This window comes from Streptomyces lanatus (genome assembly GCF_014655715.1).
GTDB lineage: Bacteria > Actinomycetota > Actinomycetes > Streptomycetales > Streptomycetaceae > Streptomyces > Streptomyces lanatus.
Map to the genome: position 1 here is coordinate 1 of NZ_BNBM01000005.1, position 20,651 is coordinate 20,651.

At 71.4% G+C, this 20,651-nt stretch carries 19 protein-coding genes and 1 pseudogene; 11 read left to right on the top strand and 9 right to left on the bottom strand.

Annotation, left to right across the window (positions count from 1 at the left end; translation table 11 throughout):
- Positions 1-772, bottom strand: a 772-nt coding sequence (locus IE325_RS14865) for an FAD-dependent oxidoreductase (protein ID WP_190070367.1), incomplete at its 3' end; no start/stop codon positions are given.
- A gap of 256 nt (positions 773-1,028) precedes the next feature.
- On the bottom strand, positions 1,029-2,561 hold the full coding sequence (locus IE325_RS14870; RefSeq protein WP_190070368.1) for a leucyl aminopeptidase: 1,533 nt from the start codon (positions 2,559-2,561) through the stop codon (positions 1,029-1,031).
- A gap of 352 nt (positions 2,562-2,913) precedes the next feature.
- On the opposite strand from IE325_RS14870, the gene IE325_RS14875 reads away from it, so the two are divergent.
- The 4 genes from IE325_RS14875 (at position 2,914) to IE325_RS14890 (ending at position 8,696) form a co-directional block, all read left to right on the top strand.
- Positions 2,914-4,950, top strand: a complete 2,037-nt coding sequence (locus IE325_RS14875) for a hypothetical protein (RefSeq protein ID WP_190070369.1) — start codon at positions 2,914-2,916, stop codon at positions 4,948-4,950.
- 121 nt (positions 4,951-5,071) lie between these two features.
- Positions 5,072-6,592, top strand: a complete 1,521-nt coding sequence (pelF, locus tag IE325_RS14880; protein WP_190070370.1) for a GT4 family glycosyltransferase PelF — start codon at positions 5,072-5,074, stop codon at positions 6,590-6,592.
- Positions 6,589-8,040, top strand: coding sequence for a hypothetical protein (locus IE325_RS14885; protein ID WP_190070371.1), 1,452 nt, complete (start codon positions 6,589-6,591; stop codon positions 8,038-8,040). Before pelF ends, IE325_RS14885 begins: the two co-directional genes overlap by 4 nt.
- A complete protein-coding gene (locus IE325_RS14890; protein ID WP_190070372.1) occupies positions 8,037-8,696 on the top strand; it encodes a spherulation-specific family 4 protein in 660 nt (219 codons plus the stop codon). Before IE325_RS14885 ends, IE325_RS14890 begins: the two co-directional genes overlap by 4 nt.
- On the opposite strand, the gene IE325_RS14895 is transcribed toward IE325_RS14890, so the two are convergent.
- Positions 8,685-9,464, bottom strand: a complete 780-nt coding sequence (locus IE325_RS14895) for an adenosylcobinamide-GDP ribazoletransferase (RefSeq protein WP_190070807.1) — start codon at positions 9,462-9,464, stop codon at positions 8,685-8,687. The genes IE325_RS14890 and IE325_RS14895 overlap by 12 nt on opposite strands.
- 81 nt (positions 9,465-9,545) lie before the next feature.
- On the opposite strand from IE325_RS14895, the gene IE325_RS14900 reads away from it, so the two are divergent.
- Positions 9,546-10,310 carry a hypothetical protein gene (locus IE325_RS14900; RefSeq protein WP_190070373.1) on the top strand — a complete coding sequence of 255 codons (765 nt, stop codon included), beginning with the start codon at positions 9,546-9,548 and terminating at the stop codon, positions 10,308-10,310.
- Here IE325_RS14900 and IE325_RS14905 read toward each other — a convergent pair.
- A complete protein-coding gene (locus tag IE325_RS14905) occupies positions 10,250-10,954 on the bottom strand; it encodes a hypothetical protein (RefSeq protein ID WP_190070374.1) in 705 nt (234 codons plus the stop codon). The two genes, IE325_RS14900 and IE325_RS14905, sit on opposite strands and share 61 nt — an antisense overlap.
- A 45-nt stretch (positions 10,955-10,999) precedes the next feature.
- Positions 11,000-12,115 (bottom strand): nicotinate-nucleotide--dimethylbenzimidazole phosphoribosyltransferase, encoded by a 1,116-nt coding sequence (cobT, locus tag IE325_RS14910; RefSeq protein ID WP_190070375.1) that lies wholly within the window; start codon positions 12,113-12,115, stop codon positions 11,000-11,002.
- Between the two features lie 193 nt (positions 12,116-12,308).
- On the opposite strand from cobT, the gene IE325_RS14915 reads away from it, so the two are divergent.
- The gene (locus IE325_RS14915) at positions 12,309-13,115 is read left to right on the top strand and encodes a class I SAM-dependent methyltransferase (protein ID WP_190070376.1); all 807 of its coding nucleotides are present in this window, start codon (positions 12,309-12,311) and stop codon (positions 13,113-13,115) included.
- Positions 13,116-13,131: 16 nt separating this feature from the next.
- Here the strand turns inward: IE325_RS14915 and IE325_RS14920 are convergent, their stop codons facing one another.
- Positions 13,132-14,334, bottom strand: a complete 1,203-nt coding sequence (locus tag IE325_RS14920) for a bifunctional adenosylcobinamide kinase/adenosylcobinamide-phosphate guanylyltransferase (protein ID WP_190070377.1) — start codon at positions 14,332-14,334, stop codon at positions 13,132-13,134.
- Between the two features lie 113 nt (positions 14,335-14,447).
- Between IE325_RS14920 and IE325_RS14925 the strand changes: the two genes are divergently transcribed.
- Complete coding sequence (locus IE325_RS14925) at positions 14,448-14,660, top strand: hypothetical protein (protein WP_190070378.1); 213 nt, start codon at positions 14,448-14,450, stop codon at positions 14,658-14,660.
- Between the two features lie 38 nt (positions 14,661-14,698).
- Here IE325_RS14925 and IE325_RS14930 read toward each other — a convergent pair.
- The 3 genes and pseudogenes from IE325_RS14930 to IE325_RS14940 all read right to left on the bottom strand — a co-directional run bounded on the left by IE325_RS14930 (position 14,699) and on the right by IE325_RS14940 (position 17,242).
- Positions 14,699-15,751: pseudogene (locus tag IE325_RS14930) on the bottom strand (S1C family serine protease).
- Between the two features lie 67 nt (positions 15,752-15,818).
- Positions 15,819-16,520 carry a class I SAM-dependent methyltransferase gene (locus IE325_RS14935; RefSeq protein ID WP_190070379.1) on the bottom strand — a complete coding sequence of 234 codons (702 nt, stop codon included), beginning with the start codon at positions 16,518-16,520 and terminating at the stop codon, positions 15,819-15,821.
- A gap of 83 nt (positions 16,521-16,603) precedes the next feature.
- Positions 16,604-17,242: a DUF3043 domain-containing protein gene (locus IE325_RS14940; protein ID WP_190070808.1), complete on the bottom strand. Its 639-nt coding sequence runs from the start codon at positions 17,240-17,242 to the stop codon at positions 16,604-16,606.
- Positions 17,243-17,485: 243 nt separating this feature from the next.
- Here IE325_RS14940 and IE325_RS14945 point away from each other — a divergent pair, with 243 nt between their 5' ends.
- The 4 genes from IE325_RS14945 to IE325_RS14960 are packed head-to-tail and all read left to right on the top strand — an operon-like array spanning position 17,486 to position 20,605.
- Positions 17,486-18,271 (top strand): PspA/IM30 family protein, encoded by a 786-nt coding sequence (locus tag IE325_RS14945; RefSeq protein WP_268256354.1) that lies wholly within the window; start codon positions 17,486-17,488, stop codon positions 18,269-18,271.
- A gap of 42 nt (positions 18,272-18,313) precedes the next feature.
- A complete protein-coding gene (gene pspAA, locus IE325_RS14950; RefSeq protein ID WP_190070810.1) occupies positions 18,314-18,592 on the top strand; it encodes a PspA-associated protein PspAA in 279 nt (92 codons plus the stop codon).
- 56 nt (positions 18,593-18,648) lie between these two features.
- Positions 18,649-19,866 carry a sensor histidine kinase gene (locus tag IE325_RS14955; protein WP_190070380.1) on the top strand — a complete coding sequence of 406 codons (1,218 nt, stop codon included), beginning with the start codon at positions 18,649-18,651 and terminating at the stop codon, positions 19,864-19,866.
- A gap of 55 nt (positions 19,867-19,921) precedes the next feature.
- A complete protein-coding gene (locus IE325_RS14960; protein ID WP_190070381.1) occupies positions 19,922-20,605 on the top strand; it encodes a response regulator in 684 nt (227 codons plus the stop codon).
- Positions 20,606-20,651 lie beyond the last annotated feature (46 nt).

Sequence of the window (20,651 nt, forward strand, 5' to 3'; positions counted from 1 at the left end):
CCTCGAACTCCTTGCCGTCGGCCAGGGTGACCTTGACGCCGTCGGCGGTGTACTCGGCCTTCTGGAAGAAGGTGCCCAGGTTGAACTTGATGCCGCGCTTGCGGAACGCGCGCTCAAGAAGCTTGGAGGAGTTCTCGTCCTCGACCGGGACGAGGTGCTTCAGGCCCTCGATGACGGTGACGTCGGAGCCGAAGGACTTCCACGCCGAGGCGAACTCGACGCCGATGACGCCGCCGCCCAGGATGATCGCGGACTTCGGCACGCGGTCCAGGACGAGGGCGTGGTCGGAGGAGATGATCCGGTCGCCGTCGATCTCCAGGCCCGGCAGCGACTTCGGCACGGAGCCGGTCGCCAGCAGGACATGGCGGCCCTGGACGCGCCGGCCGTTCACATCGACGGAGGTGGGGGAGGACAGTCGGCCCTCGCCCTCGATGTACGTCACCTTGCGGGAGGCGACAAGCCCCTGGAGCCCCTTGTACAGGCCGGAGATGACACCGTCCTTGTACTTGTGGACCCCGGCGATGTCGATGCCCTCGAAGGTGGCCTTCACGCCGAACTGCTCGCTCTCACGGGCCTGGTCGGCGATCTCGCCCGCGTGCAGCAGGGCCTTGGTGGGGATACATCCCCGGTGCAGGCAGGTGCCGCCGACCTTGTCCTTCTCGATCAGGGCGACGTCCAGGCCCAGCTGCGCCCCGCGCAGGGCCGCGGCGTAACCACCGCTACCACCGCCGAGGATCACTAGGTCGAAAACGGTGCTGGCGTCGTTCGCCACGTCACGTCCTCCATGCATGTGCGCCGTACGCCGGTCAGCGTTGACCGGTCGGCGGCTGGTGTCCGGCCGCTCTTTCTTCGGCCCTGTGGTGGGGGCCCTGTCCTGCCGAGCCCCATCTTCGCACTTGTCCACACCGAACGAGACGCCGGGCCGGTGTGTGAGACGTCGCACGTTCAGCTGAGCGCGCGGCGGAGCCGGGCATGGAAGAGGGGGCTCCGCCCTACCCGCGTGCGGAGCCCCCTCACCGAGAACGACGTCAGCCCAGGTCGCCCACTGCCGTCAGCTCGGCCAGCCTGACCAGCGTGCGCACAGCGGACCCCGTACCGCCCTTGGGCGTGTATCCGAAGGGACCGCCCTCGTTGAACGCCGGACCCGCGATGTCCAGGTGCGCCCAGGTGATCCCCTCGCCCACGAACTCCTGCAGGAAGAGCCCGGCGACCAGTCCGCCGCCCATCCGCTCACCCATGTTCGCGATGTCGGCGGTGGGAGAATCCATTCCCTTGCGCAGATGCTCCGGCAGCGGCATCGGCCAGGACGCCTCCCCGACCTCCTCGGCCGCCTCCACGATCGCGGAGCGGAACGCGTCGTCGTTGGCCATGACACCGAAGGTGCGGTTCCCCAGCGCCAGCACCATCGCACCGGTCAGCGTCGCCACGTCCACGATCGCGTCCGGCTTCTCCTGCGACGCCGCCCACAGCGCGTCGGCGAGGACGAGACGGCCCTCCGCGTCGGTGTTGAGCACCTCGACGGTCTTGCCGCTGTACATGCGCAGCACATCACCGGGACGCGTCGCGGACCCCGACGGCATGTTCTCGGCCAGCGCCAGCCACCCGGTGATGTTCACCCGCAGCCCGAGCCGGGCGGCGGCGACGACGGCGGCGAACACGGCGGCGGCGCCGCTCATGTCGCACTTCATCGTCTCGTTGTGCCCAGCCGGCTTCAGCGAGATGCCGCCCGAGTCGTAGGTGATGCCCTTGCCGACGAGCGCGAGGTGCTTGTCCGCCTTGGAGTGCGTATACGACAGCTTGACCAGCCGCGGACCGGCCGCCGAGCCGGCGCCGACGCCGAGGATGCCGCCGTAGCCGCCCTTGGTCAGTGCCTTCTCGTCGAGCACCTGCACCTTGATGCCGTGCTCCTTGCCGGCCGCCGTGGCGATCGCGGCGAAGGACTCGGGGTTGAGATCATTGGGCGGGGTGTTGATCAGGTCACGGGCGCGGTTGAGCTCCTCGGCGACGGCGGCGGCGCGCTCGATCGCGGCCTTGTGCTCCTTGTCGCGGGGCTTGCCGCCGAGCAGCGCGGCCTCGGCGAGCGGGGCCTTGCCGTTCTTCTTGGCGTCCTTGGCGTCCTTGCCGTTGTCCTTGTAGACCTCGAAGGCGTACGCCCCGAGCAGCACACCCTCGGAGACGGCGCCGACGGCACCGGAGTCGCCGAGCGGCAGCGCGAACGCGGCCTTCTTGGAGCCGGCGAGGGCACGGGCGGCGACGCCGGCGGCCTTGCGCAGCGCCTCGCCGTCGTACTCGGCGTCCTTCTCGGGCGTGGCGCCGAGCCCCACCGCCACCACGAGCGGGGCCTTGAAGCCGGCGGGTGCGGGGAGCTTCGTCACCTCGCCCTCGGCGCCGGAGGCACCGAGGGTCTCCAGGACGCCGGCGAGCCTGCCGTCGTAGGCCTTGTCGACGGCTTCGGCGCCAGGTGCGACAACCGGGCCCTTGGCGCCCTTGGCGACACCGATCACGATCGCGTCGGCCCGCAGGCCGGGCGCCGCGGCGGTGCTGAGAGTGAGAGCAGTCACGGTGGTGAAATCTCGCTTCCGATGTGAAGTTGCATGGCCGAATGGTGTGGGTCGACCGGGCCCGACGGCCGACCCTAATCACGACCTGCGGGTGCGGTGGCAGCGGGGCCTTCCCCGGTACGGCGAACACTCGGCATGAGCCTACGCTCGTGTGAGCGTTCGCTCATTCCTGCGGGCGTTCACCTGTCGGTGGCGTCATGGCCATTTCTTGATCCTCAACCCCGGTGAGCTGAGTCACACTCGTCTGGTTCCGGTGAGCCATCCGCTTGCCGCTTTGCATGATTTCCACGGATCCTCCGCCGATTCACCGCAAGCGGCCACAGGGGGATCTTCTGGGGGGAAGGGACGATCAATGGCGCATAGCGCGCGCAGATGGAGAAACACGGCATCGGTTCTCACCGCCGCCGGACTGCTGGCCCTGGGACTGGGAACGCCCGGTGCCACCGCCGCCGGGGAACCGCGCATCGATCTCAGAGTGCTGGTCGTGGACAACGGCGACAGCCCCGTCCGGGCCATCACCGCCCAACTCAGGAGCACCGGCGTCCCGTACACCACCATCGACCTGAACGACGCCGACCGACCCACCATCACCGACGCGTTCCTCAGCGACACGGTCAACGGCACGCCCCGCGCCAGGTACCAGGGCGTCGTCCTGCCCAACGAGGCCCCGTTCGGGGCGGGTTCGGCCGAGCAGACCGCACTGGAGAGCTACGAGCGGACCTACGGCATCCCCCAGGTCGACGCCTACACCTGGGCCCACCCGGGCGTCGGCCTCGACTACACCAGCCAGGGCGGCTGGGCCGGCACCCTCGACGGACGTGAGGCATCCGTCACCACCGAGGGCAAGGCGGGGTATTTCGGCTATCTCGACGGCGCCTTCACCTTCGAGGACAACGACCCGGCCGTACAGGAGAGTTACGGCTTCATCGCCCGGCCCCGCACCGGCTTCACCAGCTACGTCGACGTCCCAGTGCCCGCCGGCTCCGGGCGCGGCAGTCTGATCGGCGAGTACAACCACGACGGGCGCCGCGAACTGGTCGTGACCTTCGCCTACAACGAATACCAGCAGCAGTTCCGGGTGCTGGCCCGCGGCATCGTCGAATGGCTGACTCAGGGCGTGCACCTGGGTCGCGCACACAACTATTTTGCGGTGCATGTCGACGACGTCTTCGCGCCCGACAGCCGCTGGGACACCGAGCGCAACTGCACGCCCGGTGACTTCGACTGCGTGGGCGGTGACGGCGAGGGGACCACGCCGATCCGTATGACCGCCGCGGACGCGGTCCACGCCGCCCAGTGGCAGCGCGAGCACGGCTTCAAGCTGGACATGGTCTACAACGCCGGCTCCGGGGAGGAGTGGAAGGCCGAGAACGGCGGCACCGACGCCCTCGCCGACCAACTGCTCGCCGACAGGGCGCAGTACCGCTGGGTCAACCACACCTACACGCACCAGTACCTCGGCTGTGTCCAGGACACCTCGACCGTCCCCTGGAGCTGTGCCGAGAACGCCGACGGCTCGACGCGGTACCTGAGCCGCGCGGACATCTCCGCGGAGATCAGGAACAACTACGACTGGGGCCTCGCCAAGGGCCTCCCGCTCGACCGCACCGAGCTCGTCACCGGCGAGCACTCCGGCCTCAGGACCCTGCCGCAGCAGCCCGACGACAACCCGAACCTCGCCGGCGCCCTCGCCGACAACGGCATCGGCTGGCTCGCCTCCGACAACTCCCGTGAACCCGACCAGCGTTCCGTCGGCGGCAACGCCCGCACGGTGCCCCGCCACCCGATGAACGTGTACTACAACGTGGGCACCGACGCCGAGATGGCCGACGAGTACAACTGGATCTACACCTCGGCGGCCGACGGCGGCAGCGGCGTCTGCGAGACCAACCCGGCCTCCACCTGCCTCGCCGACCCGCTCGACACGGCCACCGGCTACCGGTCGTACATCGTCCCGCAGGAGGCCCGCACCGCCCTCGGCCATGTGATCGGCAACGACCCGCGCCCGCACTACGCCCACCAGTCCAACCTGGCCGAGGACCGCACCCTGTACCCGGTCCTGGAGCGGGTGCTCGCCGACTACCACGCCCTCTTCGCCGACAACACCCCGGTGGAGAACCTCGCCCAGAGCGCCATCGGCACCGAACTCCAACGCCGCACCGCCTGGCAGACCGCGCTCACGAACGGCACGGTCACGGCGTACCGCATCGGCGACAAGGTCACCGTCAAGGCACCGTCCGGGACGCAGATCCCGGTGACCGCACCCGAGGGCACCACCAAGCAACTCCTGCTCGGAACATCCGCGTTCGGGACGCCGTACGCGGGAGGACGCTCGGCCTGGACCAAGCCGGAGCTTCTGCAGAGCGCCGTGACACTGAACCTGCCGTAGCGCGACGCCCCTTCTTCTCGGGGCGCGGGGAACCGCACGACCAGCCACCACGATCCCGCAGCCGGGGTCCGGGCAGCAGTTCCCCACACAGAATCCGCAAACAGGGGGGAGCGGCGCAGCCATGCGCACAGGCCGTCACGTCACCATGCTCACCGAAGGCACCTACCCGCACGTCCACGGCGGTGTCAGCACCTGGTGCGACCAGCTCGTCAAGGGCATGCCCGAGGTCGACTTCCATATCGTCTCGCTCACCGGAACCGGCCGCGAACCCGTCACCTGGGAGCTGCCGCCCAACGTCCGCCGGCACACCTCCGTACCCACCTGGGGCCCGCGTCCCGGGCGGGGGCGGGCGCCGTACGGCCGGGCCCGTCGCCGTTTCACCGACTCCTACGAGCGTTTCCTGCTGTCCTTCCTCGACCCCGAGGCGCCCTGCGACTTCGGTGACGCCCTGGACGAGCTGGCCGTACTCGCCCGCGACGGACGCCTTTCGGCGGCCCTGCGCACGGAGGCCGCGCTGCGGTCGCTGATGTGGATATGGACGATGCCGCATCTGCCGACCGCGGCCGCCCGCCCCACCGTGCACGACGCCCTGACCGCCACCGACCTGCTGGAACACGCCCTGCGCCCGCTCGGCGTCCGCGTCCCCGAGGACTGCGTCGCCCACGCCGTCAGCAGCGGCCTCGCGACCCTCCCGGCCCTCGCCGCCCGCAGGCTGGACGGCGTGCCCTTCCTCCTCACCGAGCACGGCATCTATCTGCGCGAGCGCTACCTCGGCTACCGCAGCGACGCCCAGCGCTGGCCCGTGAAGGCGTTCATGCTCGGCTTCTACCGTGAACTGAACTCCCACGGCTACCGCACCGCCGATCTGATCACCCCCTGCAACCAGTACAACCGCCGCTGGGAGGAGCGCGGCGGCGCCGACGCCGACAAGATCCGCACCGTCTACAACGGCGTCGACCCGCACGCCTTCCCGCACGCCGGCCCCGAGCCCGAGGTCCCCACCCTCACCTGGTGCGGCCGCGTCGACCCCATCAAGGACCTGGAGACCCTCCTACGGGCCTACGCCATGGTCCGCGCCGAACTCCCGGAAACCCGCCTGCGGTTGTTCGGCCCCGTCCCACCCGGCGGCGAGGCCTACCGCACCAAACTGGAGAAGCTCGCCGCCGAACTCGGCGTGACGGACGGCCTGACCTTCGAGGGCCGCATCACGGAGGTCTGGCGCGCCTACGCAGCGGGCCATCTGGTGATGCTCTCCTCCATCTCCGAGGGCTTCCCGTTCTCCATCATCGAGGCCATGTCCTGCGGCCGTACGACGGTCTCCACGGATGTGGGAGGCGTACGCGAGGCCGTCGGCGACACCGGTCTGGTGGTCCCGCCACGCGAACCGGAGAAGATGGCGGCAGCCGCCCTGACCCTCCTCAAGGACGACGAACGGCGCCTGGAATTGGGCGAGTTGTCCCGCCAGCGCGTCATCGACCGCTTCACACTCCGCCGCTCCGTGGACAATTTCCGGACGATTTACCAGGAGCTCGCGGGCAGCCGCGAGGTGTACGAACCCACGCTCGAAACGGTCGCCGACTGGACCCTCGAACTGCGCGACCCCTGGTACGAGAAGGTCGCGACGGACGGAACCGGCTGGTGAGCGGAAGCATCTGGATGCCGCCCGGCGCCCGCCCCGACACCCTGCCCGCGATCCCACGCCAGCGCACCAGGCCCAGCTGGGCGCAGCCCGACCCCATCGACGAACTCGCCGCCCGCCTCGACGACTTCGTCGCCGCCGCCGTCCACCCCGACGAGATCGCCGCACTGCTGGAGTCCGACGGCCTCTCCGACGACCAGATACGCGAGCGCTACGGCGTCAAGAACTCCTTCGCGCTGGCGGAGGAGCTGTACGAGCGCGTCGAGCGCCGCCACCCGGAACCGGACGGCCCGCTCCACGATCCCTGGCAGGTAGGCCTGCTGGGCTGTCTGCTCCGCGGCGTGGTCTTCGCCCTCCCCGGCCTCGGCTACGTTCTCGGCGCCCCTCTCCTCGCGGGACCGGCGGGCACGGTCCCCCTCCTGGCCGGCGCCCTGGTCGGCTGGACCTGGAACCAGGGGCTCGCGCATCGGGCGTACTCGTGGCTGGGGTTGGGCGACAGGGCGGCAGCCCGCCGATCACTTCTCTTCGGTGCCCCGGCGGGTGCGCTGTTGGGCGCCTTGGTCGCGTTCGCCGTGGCTACGGCGGATCTGCTGGCTGTCGCTTTCGCCGCAGGCCAGTCCTGCTACCTGGGCGCGGCCACGATCCTGCTGGTCATGGGCCGCGAACGGGCGCTGCTGGCAGCGTTGTTGCCGATGGCGGCGGGAGCGGCACTGGGGCTGGTCCATCCGGTGCCGGACGCGGCAAGACTGGCGTTGCTGTTGGGCTCGCTCGCGGTGGTCGCATTTCTAGGCCTACGCGAGGTAGCGCCCCTCAAGGGGCGCGGGGCTGTGTCATTTTGCGGCTCCGCCGCGGGGCGCGACCAGCCACAACGCACCCGCACCCGCCACACAACAATGGGCCCCCGCCTCTCCGCGTCCTACCCCTACGCCCTGTTCGGCCTGGCCACCGGCACCCTCGTCCTCCACGCAGCCCTGGGAGACGCCCCCTCCGCAGTCGCCCTGACCCTCAGCATGGGCCCCGCCGAATACCTCCTCTACCGCTTCCGAAGCGCCAGCCTCACAGGCCTGCGCAACACCAGCACCCCAAGAGCGTTCTGGCGCAAGACAACCCTCACTGTCACCGAATGCCTGACCACCTACCTCGCCGCCCTCCTCACCCTCAGCCTCACAACATCGGCCCTATGGCCAAACGCCCCCGACATCACCCCCACCCGCCTGGCCACCCTCCTCCTACTAGGCGTGGTCCTCTGGACAGCCCTACTGCTCCAGTCCTTCGGCGCGGTACTAGCCGCGGCAACGGTCTGCTCAGCCGCGGCCCTGGCCCAGACGATCGCCCTGCTGACGCACACAGCCGCCCCGCACTGGATCGCCCTGACCGTCCACGGCACCGCGGCGATCGCCCAGGCCACCCTCGTCTGCGCCCTGCTGGGGAGGGCGACCGCCCACCGATGAACGACCTGCTGATCCCGTACTACGAGCACCCGTCCGTCCGCCCCGCCGAATGGGAAGCGATCATCGCGGCGGCACCCCGCCTCTATGGCGTCGTACTGAACCCAGCCAGCGGCCCCGGCGAGACACCCGACCCGGCGTTCGCCGAGGTCGCGAGCCGGTTGCTGGCGGCGGACGTCCGCGTATTCGGCTACGCCGACACCGACTACGCCCGCCGCCCGCACGCCGACGTCGTCCGCGACATCGCACGGCACCGCGACTGGTACGGCGCGGACGGGCTGTTCCTCGACCAGGTCGCCGCGGGCCGCGAGGAGTTCCCGTACTACCAACGGCTCGCCACGGCCGCCTGGGGCGCCGGCTGCGGCACGCTCGCGCTGAACCACGGCACGGCACCCCACCCGTCGTACGCCAGGATCGCCGACCTCCTGGTCACCTTCGAGGGCACCTGGGCGTCGTACACCCGGCTCGGCCCGCAGCAGTGGCGGGGCGGCACCGGGGTGCGGCTGTGCCATCTGGTGTACGGCGTCCCGGCCGGCGTCGATCCGGCGGGGGAGGCCCGCACGCGGGGCGCCTCGGTGCACTGCGCGGTGCCGGGCACGGGTGGTCATCCGTGGGGTACGTTGCCGCACGCGCTGGCGTGCCCGGGGTCAGCCCAGTGACAGCACGACCAGCGCGGTCGTCGCCGCCGTCTCCGCGAGGCCGCCGAAGACATCGCCGGTGACCCCGCCGAAGCGGCGGACGCAGTGCCGTAGGAGCAGCTCGGCGGCGAGCAGCGCGACCAGGAGCGCGAGGGCGGTGCGGGCCACGTCGGCCGTCCCGAGCAGCGCGCCCGCCGCGGCGGCGACGCCGGTCACGGCCAGGGCGACGGCCAGCGCGCCCCGTACCGGAACGACACCGGCGACCGCGGCCCCCAGCCCCTCCGGGCGGGCGGCGGGCACGCCGGTCCTGGCGGCGAGGGTGAGCGCGAGGCGGGCGGCGACGGCGGAGACGACCGTGGCGAGGGCACCCCGGGCCCATGAGCCGTCGTACAGCTCCGCCAGCGCCGCCACCTGTGCGAGCAGCACGAACAAAAGGGTGATGACGCCGAACGGTCCGATGTCCGACTGCTTCATGATCCGCAGCGCGTCCTCGGCCGGCTTGCCGCTGCCGAGCCCGTCGGCGGTGTCGGCGAGCCCGTCGAGGTGGAGACCCCGGGTGAGTACGGCGGGGACGGCGGCGCCCGCGACGGCGGCGAGGAGAGGGCCGGTGCCGAGGGCGAGCAGGACCAGGGCCACGAAGGCGGCACCGCAGCCGACCACCACCCCGACCAGCGGGGCGCACAGCATCCCGCCGCGCGCCGTCTCCCGGTCCCAGCGGCTCACCTTGACGGGGAGCACGCTCAGGGTGCCGAAGGCGAAGCGGAGACCGTGCGAGTGCGGCGGGGTCATGGACACGCCCGCAGACTAGCCGGGACGTCCGGACGGCGTTCCCGCCGGGCAGCGGGCCCCGGGCACGCACACACTGGAACCATGGGTGACTGGTGGCAGCGCAACATCGTCGAACCGGGGAAGCTCCCCCTGCTCCTGGCCCTGGCCGCCTTCGTGATCACGTTCATGGTCACGCGGATCATCACCCGGCTCATCCGCGCGGGCAAAGGGCCCTTCCGCAACATCGAGACCGGCTCCGTCCACATCCACCACGTCGTCCCCGGCATCGTCCTCACCGTCATCGGCGGCTTCTGCGCGGTCGCCGGTGGGCAGCGCGGCTTCGGCTCGGCCCTGGCCGCCGTGATCTTCGGGGTCGGGGCGGGACTGGTCATGGACGAGTTCGCGCTGATCCTGCACCTCGACGACGTCTACTGGACCGAGGCCGGCCGTAAGAGCGTCGAGGTGGTCGTGCTCACCGCCGCCCTGGTCGGCCTGCTCCTCCTCGGCTTCGCGCCCTTCGGGGTCAACGACCTCGACGACCAGGAGATGCAGAACCGCGGCTCGGTCCTCAGCACGATCGCCGGGAACTTCCTGCTCGCCCTGGTCGCCCTCGCCAAGGGCAAGGCCCGGATCGCGCTCTTCGGGGTGATCGTCCCCTTCATCGCCCTGTTCGGCGCCATCCGCCTGGCCCGCCCGGACTCCCCGTGGGCCAAACGCTTCTACAAGCGCCGCCCGCGTGCCCGGGCCAAGGCCCAGCTGCGCGCCTACCATCACGACCGGCGCTGGGCGGGCCCCAGCCGCAAGCTTCAGGACTGGATCGGCGGCGCGCCCGACGCGGACCCGGCCCGGGCCCTGGAACGCCGCTGACGCACCGCCGCCACCGCGCACAGCACCAGCACCGCCACGATCGCCGCCAGGTGCTCCTTCCCGGCGAGGTTCGCCTCCAGCGCGACCTCGACGACCATCCCCGCGATCACCACACCGGCCGTGACATACGCCCCGTAGCGCCACCCCAGGAACACGGCCAGCCCCACCACCGCCGCCGACGGGCCGGTGTCCACGACCCGCGCGTCCGAGGCGGGCAGCCCGAACGGGTTGTCCGGGCCGAGCGCGATGCCCACACGCGCGTACAGGGTGCCGGCGAGGGTCGCGACGTAGGCGATGACGAGCGTCCGCAACCAGCCCAGGCACATCTCGGCGATCCCGAACACGATCAGGACCTGCGCCAGCGCACCCCACACCGGCAGATCCAGGGCGGGCACGAAGAGCGACAGCGGCGTACGCAGAAGCGCCAGCCACAGAGGGTCCTCGGCCCGTACGGCCCCGAGGTCCTGGACGACCGGATACCCCCAGGACTGGTTCTGCACGACCTGTGTGATCCCGATCAGGCAGACGCCCCCGACGGCCATGGGCGCAGCCCACCACCGCCGCCGCACCCACGCCCCCCGCACGGCGAGATACAACGCCCCCCACTCGGCGCGAACCCAGCGCCCGAGGACGTCAACGGTCACAAACGCCGATCATATGGGCGTAAGCCCATGTTCCGCCCGAAGCGCCTACTCGGCCTCGGCTGCCTCCGCCACCACCTCGGACGAGGCTTCCGCCTCCGCCTCCGCCTCCGACTCCTTGGGCCTCTCCGGCAGTTCCGCCGCCAGTGCCGCCGCGGCCTGCACCGTCGGCAGGGCCAGCAGCCCGCCTGCGCCCTCGCCGACCCGTACGCCCTGGTCGAGCACCGGCTCCAGGGCCATGCGGTCCAGGGCCTTCGCCTGGCCGGGCTCACCGCTGTTGTGCGCGGCCAGCCACCAGTCCGGGGCCCGGAACGCGATCCGCTGACCCACCAGGGCGCACGCGGCGACGACGACGCCGTCGAGGACGACCGGCAGCTTCCGTACCGCGCACTGGAGCAGGAACCCGGTGATCGCGGCGAGGTCGGCGCCGCCCACCGTGGCCAGCAGTTGCAGCTGGTCCCCGAGGACGGGCCGGGCCCGCCGCAGCGCGTCCCGGATCGCCGCGCACTTGCGCATCCACGCGAGATCGTCGATGGCCAGGCCGCCACGCCCGGTGACCACGGAGGCGTCCGTCCCGCACAGCGCGGCGACCAGCACGCCCGCCGCCGTCGTCCCGCCGACGCTCACATCGCCCAGCACCACCAGATCCGTACCGGAGTCGGCCTCTTCGTCGGCCACCGCCACCCCGGCCCGGAAGGCGGCCTCGGCCTCGTCGAGCGTCACCGCGTCCTCGACGTCGATACGACCGCTGCCGCGCCGCACCCGATGCCGTACGACCGACTCCGGCAACGACTCCGGGTCGCAGTCCAGCGCCATGTCGACCACCCGCACCGGAACCCCGAGCCGCCGCGCCAGCACGGACACGGGCCGGCCGCCCTCGAGGATCTCCCGCACCAACTCCACGGCACTGCCCGCGGGCCGCGCCGACACATCCAGCCGCGCGATGCCATGGTCACCGGCGAACAGCACGACCCGCGGCCGCTCGATCGGCCGCACCGGCACGGCCGCCTGCGCCGCCGCCAGCCACTCGCCCAGTTCGTCGAGGCGGCCCAGCGCCCCCGGCGGCACGATCTGACGCTCACGGCGCGCCTCGGCGTCACGGCGCACCCCTCCGTCGGGGCGCTCGATCAGGTCGGAGAAGTCGTCGAGATTAAGCGAGCTCATTCGCCGAACAGTACCGGCACCGGTCGAACAGGACGTCGCCACATGGCCACCACGGGCTGCGCCACGTCACCCCCGTACCCCCGCGACGTCGTTGCACCGAAGATCGTCATCCCATACGTTCCGTTTTGCAATGGAATGTCAGGGCATGCTGGCACCGTCTCGCACCGCCCTTGCCCTACGCCCCGGAGCCGCCATGACCGCCACCGCACCCCCCGAACGCCCCCACACCGGCTGCGCGTTCACCCCCGCCGGATGCCGGGAGCACACCTACGTCCCCCGCCACCTGGGTCTCACCCGCCGCGGCCCGCGCCGCCTGAGAGCCGCCGCCCGCATGGCGCTCGCCTTCCCCGAACCGGAGAGCTGGCTGGATGTCGGCACGGGATACGCCCGCTTCCCGGAGTCGGCGAAGACGGTCTTCCCCTACACGTCCTTCGACGGCCTCGACCCCACCTACCGCGTCCTGCACGCACGCGTGGCCGAACGCGTGGAGGAGGCCCACGTCGGACTCCTCACCGACCCGGACATCACGTCCCGTCTGCGCGACCGCTACGACGTCGTCAGCATGTTCCGCCACCTCGAACACGCCCGGGACCCCCGTGAGGAACTCCGCGCCGCCCTTCAGGCCCTGCGCCCGGGCGGCCACCTCATCCTCGAACTCCCCAACCCCCACTGCCTGTTCGCCGCCCTGCTGGGCGGAGTCTGGGTCCCGCACAGCCCTCCGGGCCACCTCCACCTGCTCCCCATGGACATCCTGTGCGAGGAACTCACGGCCCAGGGCTGCACGATCATCGCGACGGGCTACCGCACCGCACACATCCCCTACGACCTGGCGGCCACGACATCACTGATCCTGTCCCACGTGCTCCCGTCCTTCCTGTCGAGCGTGGGCGCCCCCGTGGTGGCCGCGGCCTGGGTGCTGGACCACGTACTGGCCCCATTCCTGAGACACACCCGCTTCTCGAACGCGTACAGAGTGATCGCCCGCAAGGAGCCGACCTGAGCCGAATCGCCCTTCGTCATCCGCGAAGCACCACCGCCTGCCCCGCCACCACCAGAACCACCTGCTCGCACTCACCCGCGAATGCCGCATTGAGCCGCCCGAGCTCATCCCGATAGCGCCGCCCGGACGCCGTGGCAGGCACAATCCCCGAACCCACCTCATTGGACACGGCGACGACAGTCCGCCGAGTCGCCCGCACCGCCTGCGTAAGCTCCCGCACCCGCTCCCGTAGAGCCTTCTCCCCGCCGTCCGCCCACACCGCGTCATCCCAGGCCCCGACGGAGTCCATCGCGTCCGTCAGCCACAACGACAGACAGTCGATCAGCAACGGCGCCCCACCCTCCGCGAGCAACGGAACCAGGTCGCACGTCTCGGCCGTACGCCACGACCCCGGCCGCCGCTCCCGGTGCAGAGCAACCCGCGCGGCCCACTCGTTGTCGCCGCCCCGCGTGCCCCCGGTGGCCACGTACAGCACGTCCGGGAACGCCTCCAGCCGCCGCTCCGCCTCCACCGACTTCCCCGACCGGGCGCCGCCCAGCACCAGGGTCCGCCGCGGCACATCCGGTACGTCCTCGTACGCGCCCACCACCAGCGTCGTCCCGTCCGGCACGGCCCGCGCCCCGGCAGCGGCCAGCCGGCGGCGCAACTCGGCGCCCGGCGGGGCGTCATGGTCCAGATGGACGGCGATGACATCCGTCGTAGGTCCGACCGCCCCCACCGCCCGCAGCTTGGCCAGGGCGTCCGGCCTGGCCACGACATCGGCGACCACCATGTCGTACATCCCGACGGCACCGTTCTCCAGCCCGGCCGGCGCACCCCCCGGCGGCAGATACAGCAGCCGTTGCCCGTCCGGCCCGGTCACCGCGTAGCCCGTGCCCGGCGTGTCCATCGCCACCGCCCGCACCCGATGCCCCGTCAGCAGCGCCAACTCCCGCCCGTCCGGCACCCGCCCGGGCTGCGGCACCCCCGCCGGCACCTCGACGGCGGGGCCGTTGTGCGGATGCGACAGCAGCACCTGCCGTACGGTGCCCAGCGAGCGCCCCGCCCGGGCCGCCGCGAACGCCGCCCCGGGCGTGAGATCGAGCAGCAGCGCCCCGTCGACGAGCAACGCGGTCGCGGCCCGCGCGTCATCGCCGAGCGCGCTCGCGCATGCCGCGCACGGACAGTCGGGGCGGGGGAGTCCCGCGGGGGCACCGGTGCCGAGCAGAGTGAGTTCCACGGGACCGATTTTCGCGTGTCGGCGCAGGTCTCGCGCTTCCGACTAGGCTCAGGAGTGGAGCCGGACCGCGATCCGGCTCTCACTCTGCATGTGCTGACACCTTGGAGGCGTACATGGCGGCATGGACGTGGCGGTTCGAGAAGGCCGACGGGGCGGAGGTCCAGCCCGCGGTGCAGCCCGAGGAGTTCACGACTCAGGGAGACGCCGAGTCCTGGATCGGGGAGCACTGGAAGGCGCTGCTCGACGGCGGTGCGGAGCAGGTGCGGCTGTTCGAGGACGCCACGGAGATCTACGGGCCGATGAGCCTGAGCGCCGCGGACGCGTAGTCACCCGGGCGGGGGCCTACGGGCCCTCGCCCGCTCCGTCACTGCTCACCGAGCGTCACATCGGCCTTCTTCTGACTGCCGGCGCGTGTGAACGTCACCGACGTCTTGTCCCCCGGCCGGTCGTCGGCCAGTGCCTCGGCCAGTGACGTGATGGTGGTGATGTCCGTGTCCCCCAGCCGGGTGATGATGTCCCCGGGTTCCAGACCGGCCTCGTCGGCCGCCCCGCCCTGCTGTACGGAGACCACGGCCACCCCCGCGGGCTGGAAGTCCTCGTCCACGACCGTACGGCCGGTGATGCCCAGCGCCGCCCGGCCCGAGTCGGTGACCCGGCCGTCCTCGATGATCTGGTCGGCGATCGTCTTCACCGTCGACGGGGGGATCGCGAACCCGATGCCGGGCGCGGCGCTGCCCCCGAGGTCGGGGTCGGCGGCGGCCAGTGTCGGGACGCCGATGACCTCGCTGTCGAGGTTCACCAGGGCGCCACCGCTGTTGCCGGGGTTGATGGCCGCCGACGTCTGCACCATGTTGGCGATCGTCGCCCCCGTACCGCCGTCGCTCCCGCCCTCGGTGACGGTCCGTCAGGTCGCCGAGACGATGCCCTGCGTCACGCTCGACGACAGCCCCAGCGGCGAGCCCATCGCCAGCACGATCTGCCCGACCTCGACCTTCGAGGAGTCCCCGAACTTCGCCGCCTTCAGCCCGTCCGGCGGATCGGTCAGCTTGATCACGGCGAGGTCCTGCTGCGGATAGGCGGCGACGAGGTTCGCGGTGAGCTCGTTCTCGTTGTTGGCGGTCGTCACGCGGAAGGTCTTCTCGTCGCCGACGACATGCGCGTTGGTGACGATGTGCCCCTGCTCGTCGTAGACCACGCCCGAACCCAGGTCGCGCCGGCCCTGGATCTGCACGACCGAAGGCAGCACGTCCCTGATCACCCGCAGATAGCCGTCCTGAAGGTCGTCGACCGCACGGGCGGCCCGCGTCGTCGCCTCCTGCTCATGCGCTTTCGAAGCGGACGAACAGGCGGAGAGGCAGCAGAGGAGGGCGATGATCACGGCGACCGGACGCGGGGCACGGAAACGGCGGACATCCATGCCCCGAGTCTCACCGCGCCACCGGATCCCGGCGCGCACTGCTCACCCGAATGGGACCGGGACGGGATCAGCCGCGCACTCCGCACAGATGCAGCAGGGCCGCCACACTCCGGTACGGATCCGTCTTCCCGGCCCGCTCCTCCACGGCCAGCAGCGCCTCGACGTCCGCCGGGATCCCGGCGTCGTCGCCCGCCGTGTCGGTGAACACCCGCACCCCGTACCAGGCGTGCAGCGGCGCCCCGATCCCCGCGAGCGTCGAGGTCAGGTCCGACAGCCGGTCGGCCCGTACATCGAGCCCCAGGCGATTGCGGTACGTGGTGGTGTCGAAGGCCGTCAGCGCCCCGGCCCAGTCCGCGCCGAGGCCCGGCCGCATGGCCAGCGCGTCGCCATTGCGCACGAGCAGCGACAGCAGCCCGCCCTGGGCGAGCATCCGGGCCAGCCCGGCCAGCAGCGGATCGGGCTCCTCGATGTACATCAGCACGCCATGGCACAGCACGACATCGAAACTGCCCGGCAGAAAGTGCACGCCGGTGTCGCGTCCGTCGCTCTGGACGAGACGCACCCGCTCACGGATCCCCTCGGGCTCACCGGTCAGCACCTCACGGGCGGCGGCGAGCATCTTCGGGTCCTGTTCGACCCCGGTCACCTGATGCCCGGCCCGGGCCAGACGCAGGGCCTGGGTGCCCTGGCCCATCCCGACGTCGAGCACCCGCAGCCGCTGTCCGACCGGGAACCGCCCCGCTATCTGCTCATCGAGCTGCCGGGCCACAAGCTCCTGTCGTACGACATCACGCAGCCCACCCAGCCTGCTCAGCCAGGCATCGGCCGCACCCCCGGTGAAGGCCTCAGCGCTCAGGGCCGCTCTCCGCGCTTGACCTGCGGCTTCGGCAGCCGGAGCCGGCGCATCTGGAGCGAGCGCATCAGGGCGTAGGCGACGGCGCCGCGCCGGTTCTCGTCCGGGTAGCGCTCCGCGAGCCGCTTCTTCAGCCGGAAGGCGGTGACGAAGGAGTCGAGCACGATGAGCACGATCACGACCAGCCACAACAGCAGCGCGATGTTCTGCAGCGCCCCGACCCGCACCATGCTCAGGACGAGGATGACCACGGCCATCGGCAGGAAGAACTCCGCGACGTTGAAACGCGAGTCGATCCAGTCGCGCACGAACTTGCGGACCGGGCCCTTGTCACGGGCCGGCAGATAGCGCTCGTCGCCCCCGGCCAGCGCCTGGCGCTGCTTCTCCAGGGCGGCACGGCGCTCCTCGCGCCCGCGCTTGGCGGCCTCCTTGCGCGTCGTCGGCGTATTGGCCACGCTGCGACGCTGCGACTGGGCCTCACTCCGCTTGGGCGTGGGGCGGCCCTTCGGAGCCTCGGGGTGACGGGTCTCATTGGAGTCGGTCACCAGCGCCTTGTCGGCGGCTTGGGCCTTCTCTTCCTTCGCACGGCTACGGAACACAAAACCCAAGGGTACGGGGTGCCCGGGGTTGGACCCCAGCCCCGTGGGGAACGATCCGGCAACACCAGTCGTCGTACGGGGACAGAGGGGACGTGGCGAGCAACCCCGGGGGGCACCTACTCCTTACGCCGGAGCGGGATCGTCAGCAGTCGTCCTTGGGGATGAGCGCATCCGTCCCCGAACAGTGCGTCAATGGATGCAGGGCCCGTACTGTGGGTTCTGTCGCAGGAGCTGGAGCTGGAGTCCGTCAGAAGGGGGCGCGCGAAGCCCATGAGCGGTGTCATGAAGCGTATGGGGATGATCTTCCGCGCGAAGGCGAACAAGGCCCTTGACCGGGCCGAGGACCCGCGCGAAACCCTCGATTACTCGTACCAGAAGCAGCTGGAGCTGCTCCAGAAGGTACGCCGGGGTGTGGCCGACGTCGCCACGTCCCGCAAGCGTCTGGAGCTCCAGCTGAACCAGCTGCAGTCGCAGTCGGGCAAGCTGGAGGACCAGGGCCGCAAGGCGCTCGCGCTGGGCCGTGAGGACCTGGCCCGCGAGGCGCTCTCGCGCCGCGCCGCCCTCCAGCAGCAGGTGACCGACCTGGAGACACAGCACGCGACCCTGCAGGGCGAGGAGGAGAAGCTCACCCTCGCGGCCCAGCGCCTCCAGGCCAAGGTCGACGCCTTCCGCACCAAGAAGGAGACGATCAAGGCCACGTACACCGCGGCCCAGGCGCAGACCCGCATCGGCGAGGCATTCTCGGGCATCTCCGAGGAGATGGGCGACGTCGGCCTGGCGATTCAGCGGGCGGAGGACAAGACGGCCCAGCTCCAGGCGCGCGCCGGAGCCATCGACGAACTCCTCGCCTCGGGCGCCCTGGACGACCAGTCCGGCATGCACAAGGACGACATCCAGGCCGAGCTGGACCGGCTCTCCGGTGGTACGGATGTAGAGCTGGAGCTGCAGCGGATGAAGGCGGAGCTGGCGGGCGGCTCGTCCGGTGGCCAGCAGGCCATCGAGGGCGGCAACGGCCAGTCGCAGCCCCAGCAGCAGCCGCAGGACACCCCGCGCTTCGACAAGCAGTAACCGCCGGCCGGGGCCCACGCCGAGGAGGGCGAGATGGGCGACATGATCGTCCGGATCATGGGTGAGGGGCAGGTGAAGCTGTCCGACAGCCACCTGCCCGAGCTGAACAAACTCGACGACGAACTCCTCGGGGAAATGGAGAACGGCGACGGGCCCGGCTTCCGCCGCACCCTCGCCGCACTCCTCTCCAAGGTCCGCGAACTGGGCACCCCGCTCCCCGACGACTCCCTGGAACCGTCGGAACTGATCCTGCCGTCGCCGGACGCGACGCTGGAGGAGGTACGGGAGCTGCTGAGCGATGACGGCTTGATCCCGGGGTGAGCCATATCAGCGGCCCCCGTTCCAAGCCCTGCAGGGACGCCGTACCGTAATCAAGCGTGAGCACCCTCGAACGCGCGCGGCGGCATGTCAAGGCGCACCCCATGGCGCTGGACGCGGCCATCGCGTTCGGTGTTCTCGCCTGCACGGTGGCCGGCTCGTTCGTGGATCCGCATGGGAAGAGTGGCGTCACCTGGGCCCTGCGCACCCCGGATGCGCTCAGCCTCCTCCTCATCGCCCTCGGCTCCGCGGCCCTGGTCTTCCGTCGCCGCGCCCCCATGACGGTCCTCGCCGTCACCGGCGCCGTCTCCGTGATCGAGTCCGTCACCGCCGAACCCCGCGCCCCGGTCGCGATGTCCGCGGTCATCGCCCTCTACACCGTCGCCTCCACCACCGACCGCACCACCACCTGGCGCATCGGCCTGCTCACCATCACCGTGCTGACCGGCTCCGCGATGCTCGCGGGCCCCCTGCCCTGGTACGCCCAGGAGAACCTCGCCATCTTCGCCTGGACCGGCATCGGCGCCACCGCCGGCGACGCGGTCCGCAGCCGCCGTGCCGTCGTCGCCGCGATCCGCGAGCGCGCCGACCGGGCAGAGCGCACCCGCGAGGAGGAGGCACGCCGCCGGGTCGCCGAGGAGCGGCTGCGGATCGCCCGTGATCTGCACGACGTAGTCGCCCACCACATCGCCCTGGTCAATGTGCAGGCCGGCGTCGCAGCTCACGTCATGGACAAGCGCCCCGACCAGGCCAAGGAGGCCCTGGCCCATGTCAGGGAGGCCAGCCGCTCCGCGCTCAACGAACTCCGCGCCACCGTCGGCCTGCTCCGTCAGTCCGGCGACCCCGAGGCCCCCACCGAACCCGCCCCCGGCCTCTCCCGCCTCGACGAACTCGCCGGCACCTTCCGAAACGCGGGCCTCCAGGTCGAGGTCGCCCGCGCGGACCAGGGCGTCACGCTGCCCGCCGCCGTCGACCTGGCCGCGTACCGGGTCATCCAGGAGGCCCTCACCAATGTGCAGAAGCACGCGGGGCAGGAGGCGAAGGCCGAGGTCAGCGTCGTGCGCGTAGGGCCCAACATCGAGATCACCGTCCTCGACGACGGCGCAGGCGACGACGACACCCCCGAGGGCGGCGGCCATGGCCTGCTCGGCATGCGCGAACGCGTCACCGCCCTGCGCGGCACCCTCACCACCGGCCCCCGCTACGGCGGCGGTTTCCGCGTCCATGCGATCCTGCCGGTCAAGACCCGTACGCGCGCCGCGGAAGACGCCGTATGACCCCGCCGTATGACGAAGCCCCACCCCCGTCCCCACCTCCCGCAGAGGACCCCGCATGACCATCCGCGTCCTGCTCGCCGACGACCAGGCCCTGCTGCGCAGCGCCTTCCGGGTGCTGGTCGACTCCGAGTCCGACATGGAGGTCGTCGGTGAGGCGTCCGACGGGGCGGAGGCGGTGCGGCTGGCCAAGGAGCAGCGGGCCGACGTCGTGCTGATGGACATCCGGATGCCCGGCACCGACGGCCTCGCCGCCACCCGCATGATCAGCGCCGACGCGACCCTCGCCCATGTCCGGGTCGTCATCCTCACCACCTTCGAGGTCGACGACTACGTCGTGCAGTCGCTGCGCGCCGGCGCCTCTGGCTTCCTCGGCAAGGGCTCCGAACCCGACGAACTCCTCAGCGCCATCCGCGTCGCCGCCGGCGGCGAGGCCCTGCTCTCGCCGGCCGCCACCAAGGGCCTGATCGCCCGCTTCCTCGCCCAGGGCGACGGCGCGGACGACGACCGCGACCCGGCCCGCGCCGAGCGGCTCGACGCCCTCACCGGCCGTGAGCGCGAGGTCCTGGTCCAGGTCGCCGGCGGGCACTCCAACGACGAGATCGCCGAGCGCCTGGAGGTCAGCCCGCTGACCGTGAAGACGCATGTCAACCGGGCCATGTCCAAGCTCGGCGCCCGCGACCGGGCCCAGCTGGTGGTGATCGCGTACGAGTCGGGGCTGGTACGTCCAAGGGTGGAGTGAGCCCGGCCGCGCATACTGCACCCGGAGTATGCGCCGTATAAGGAAA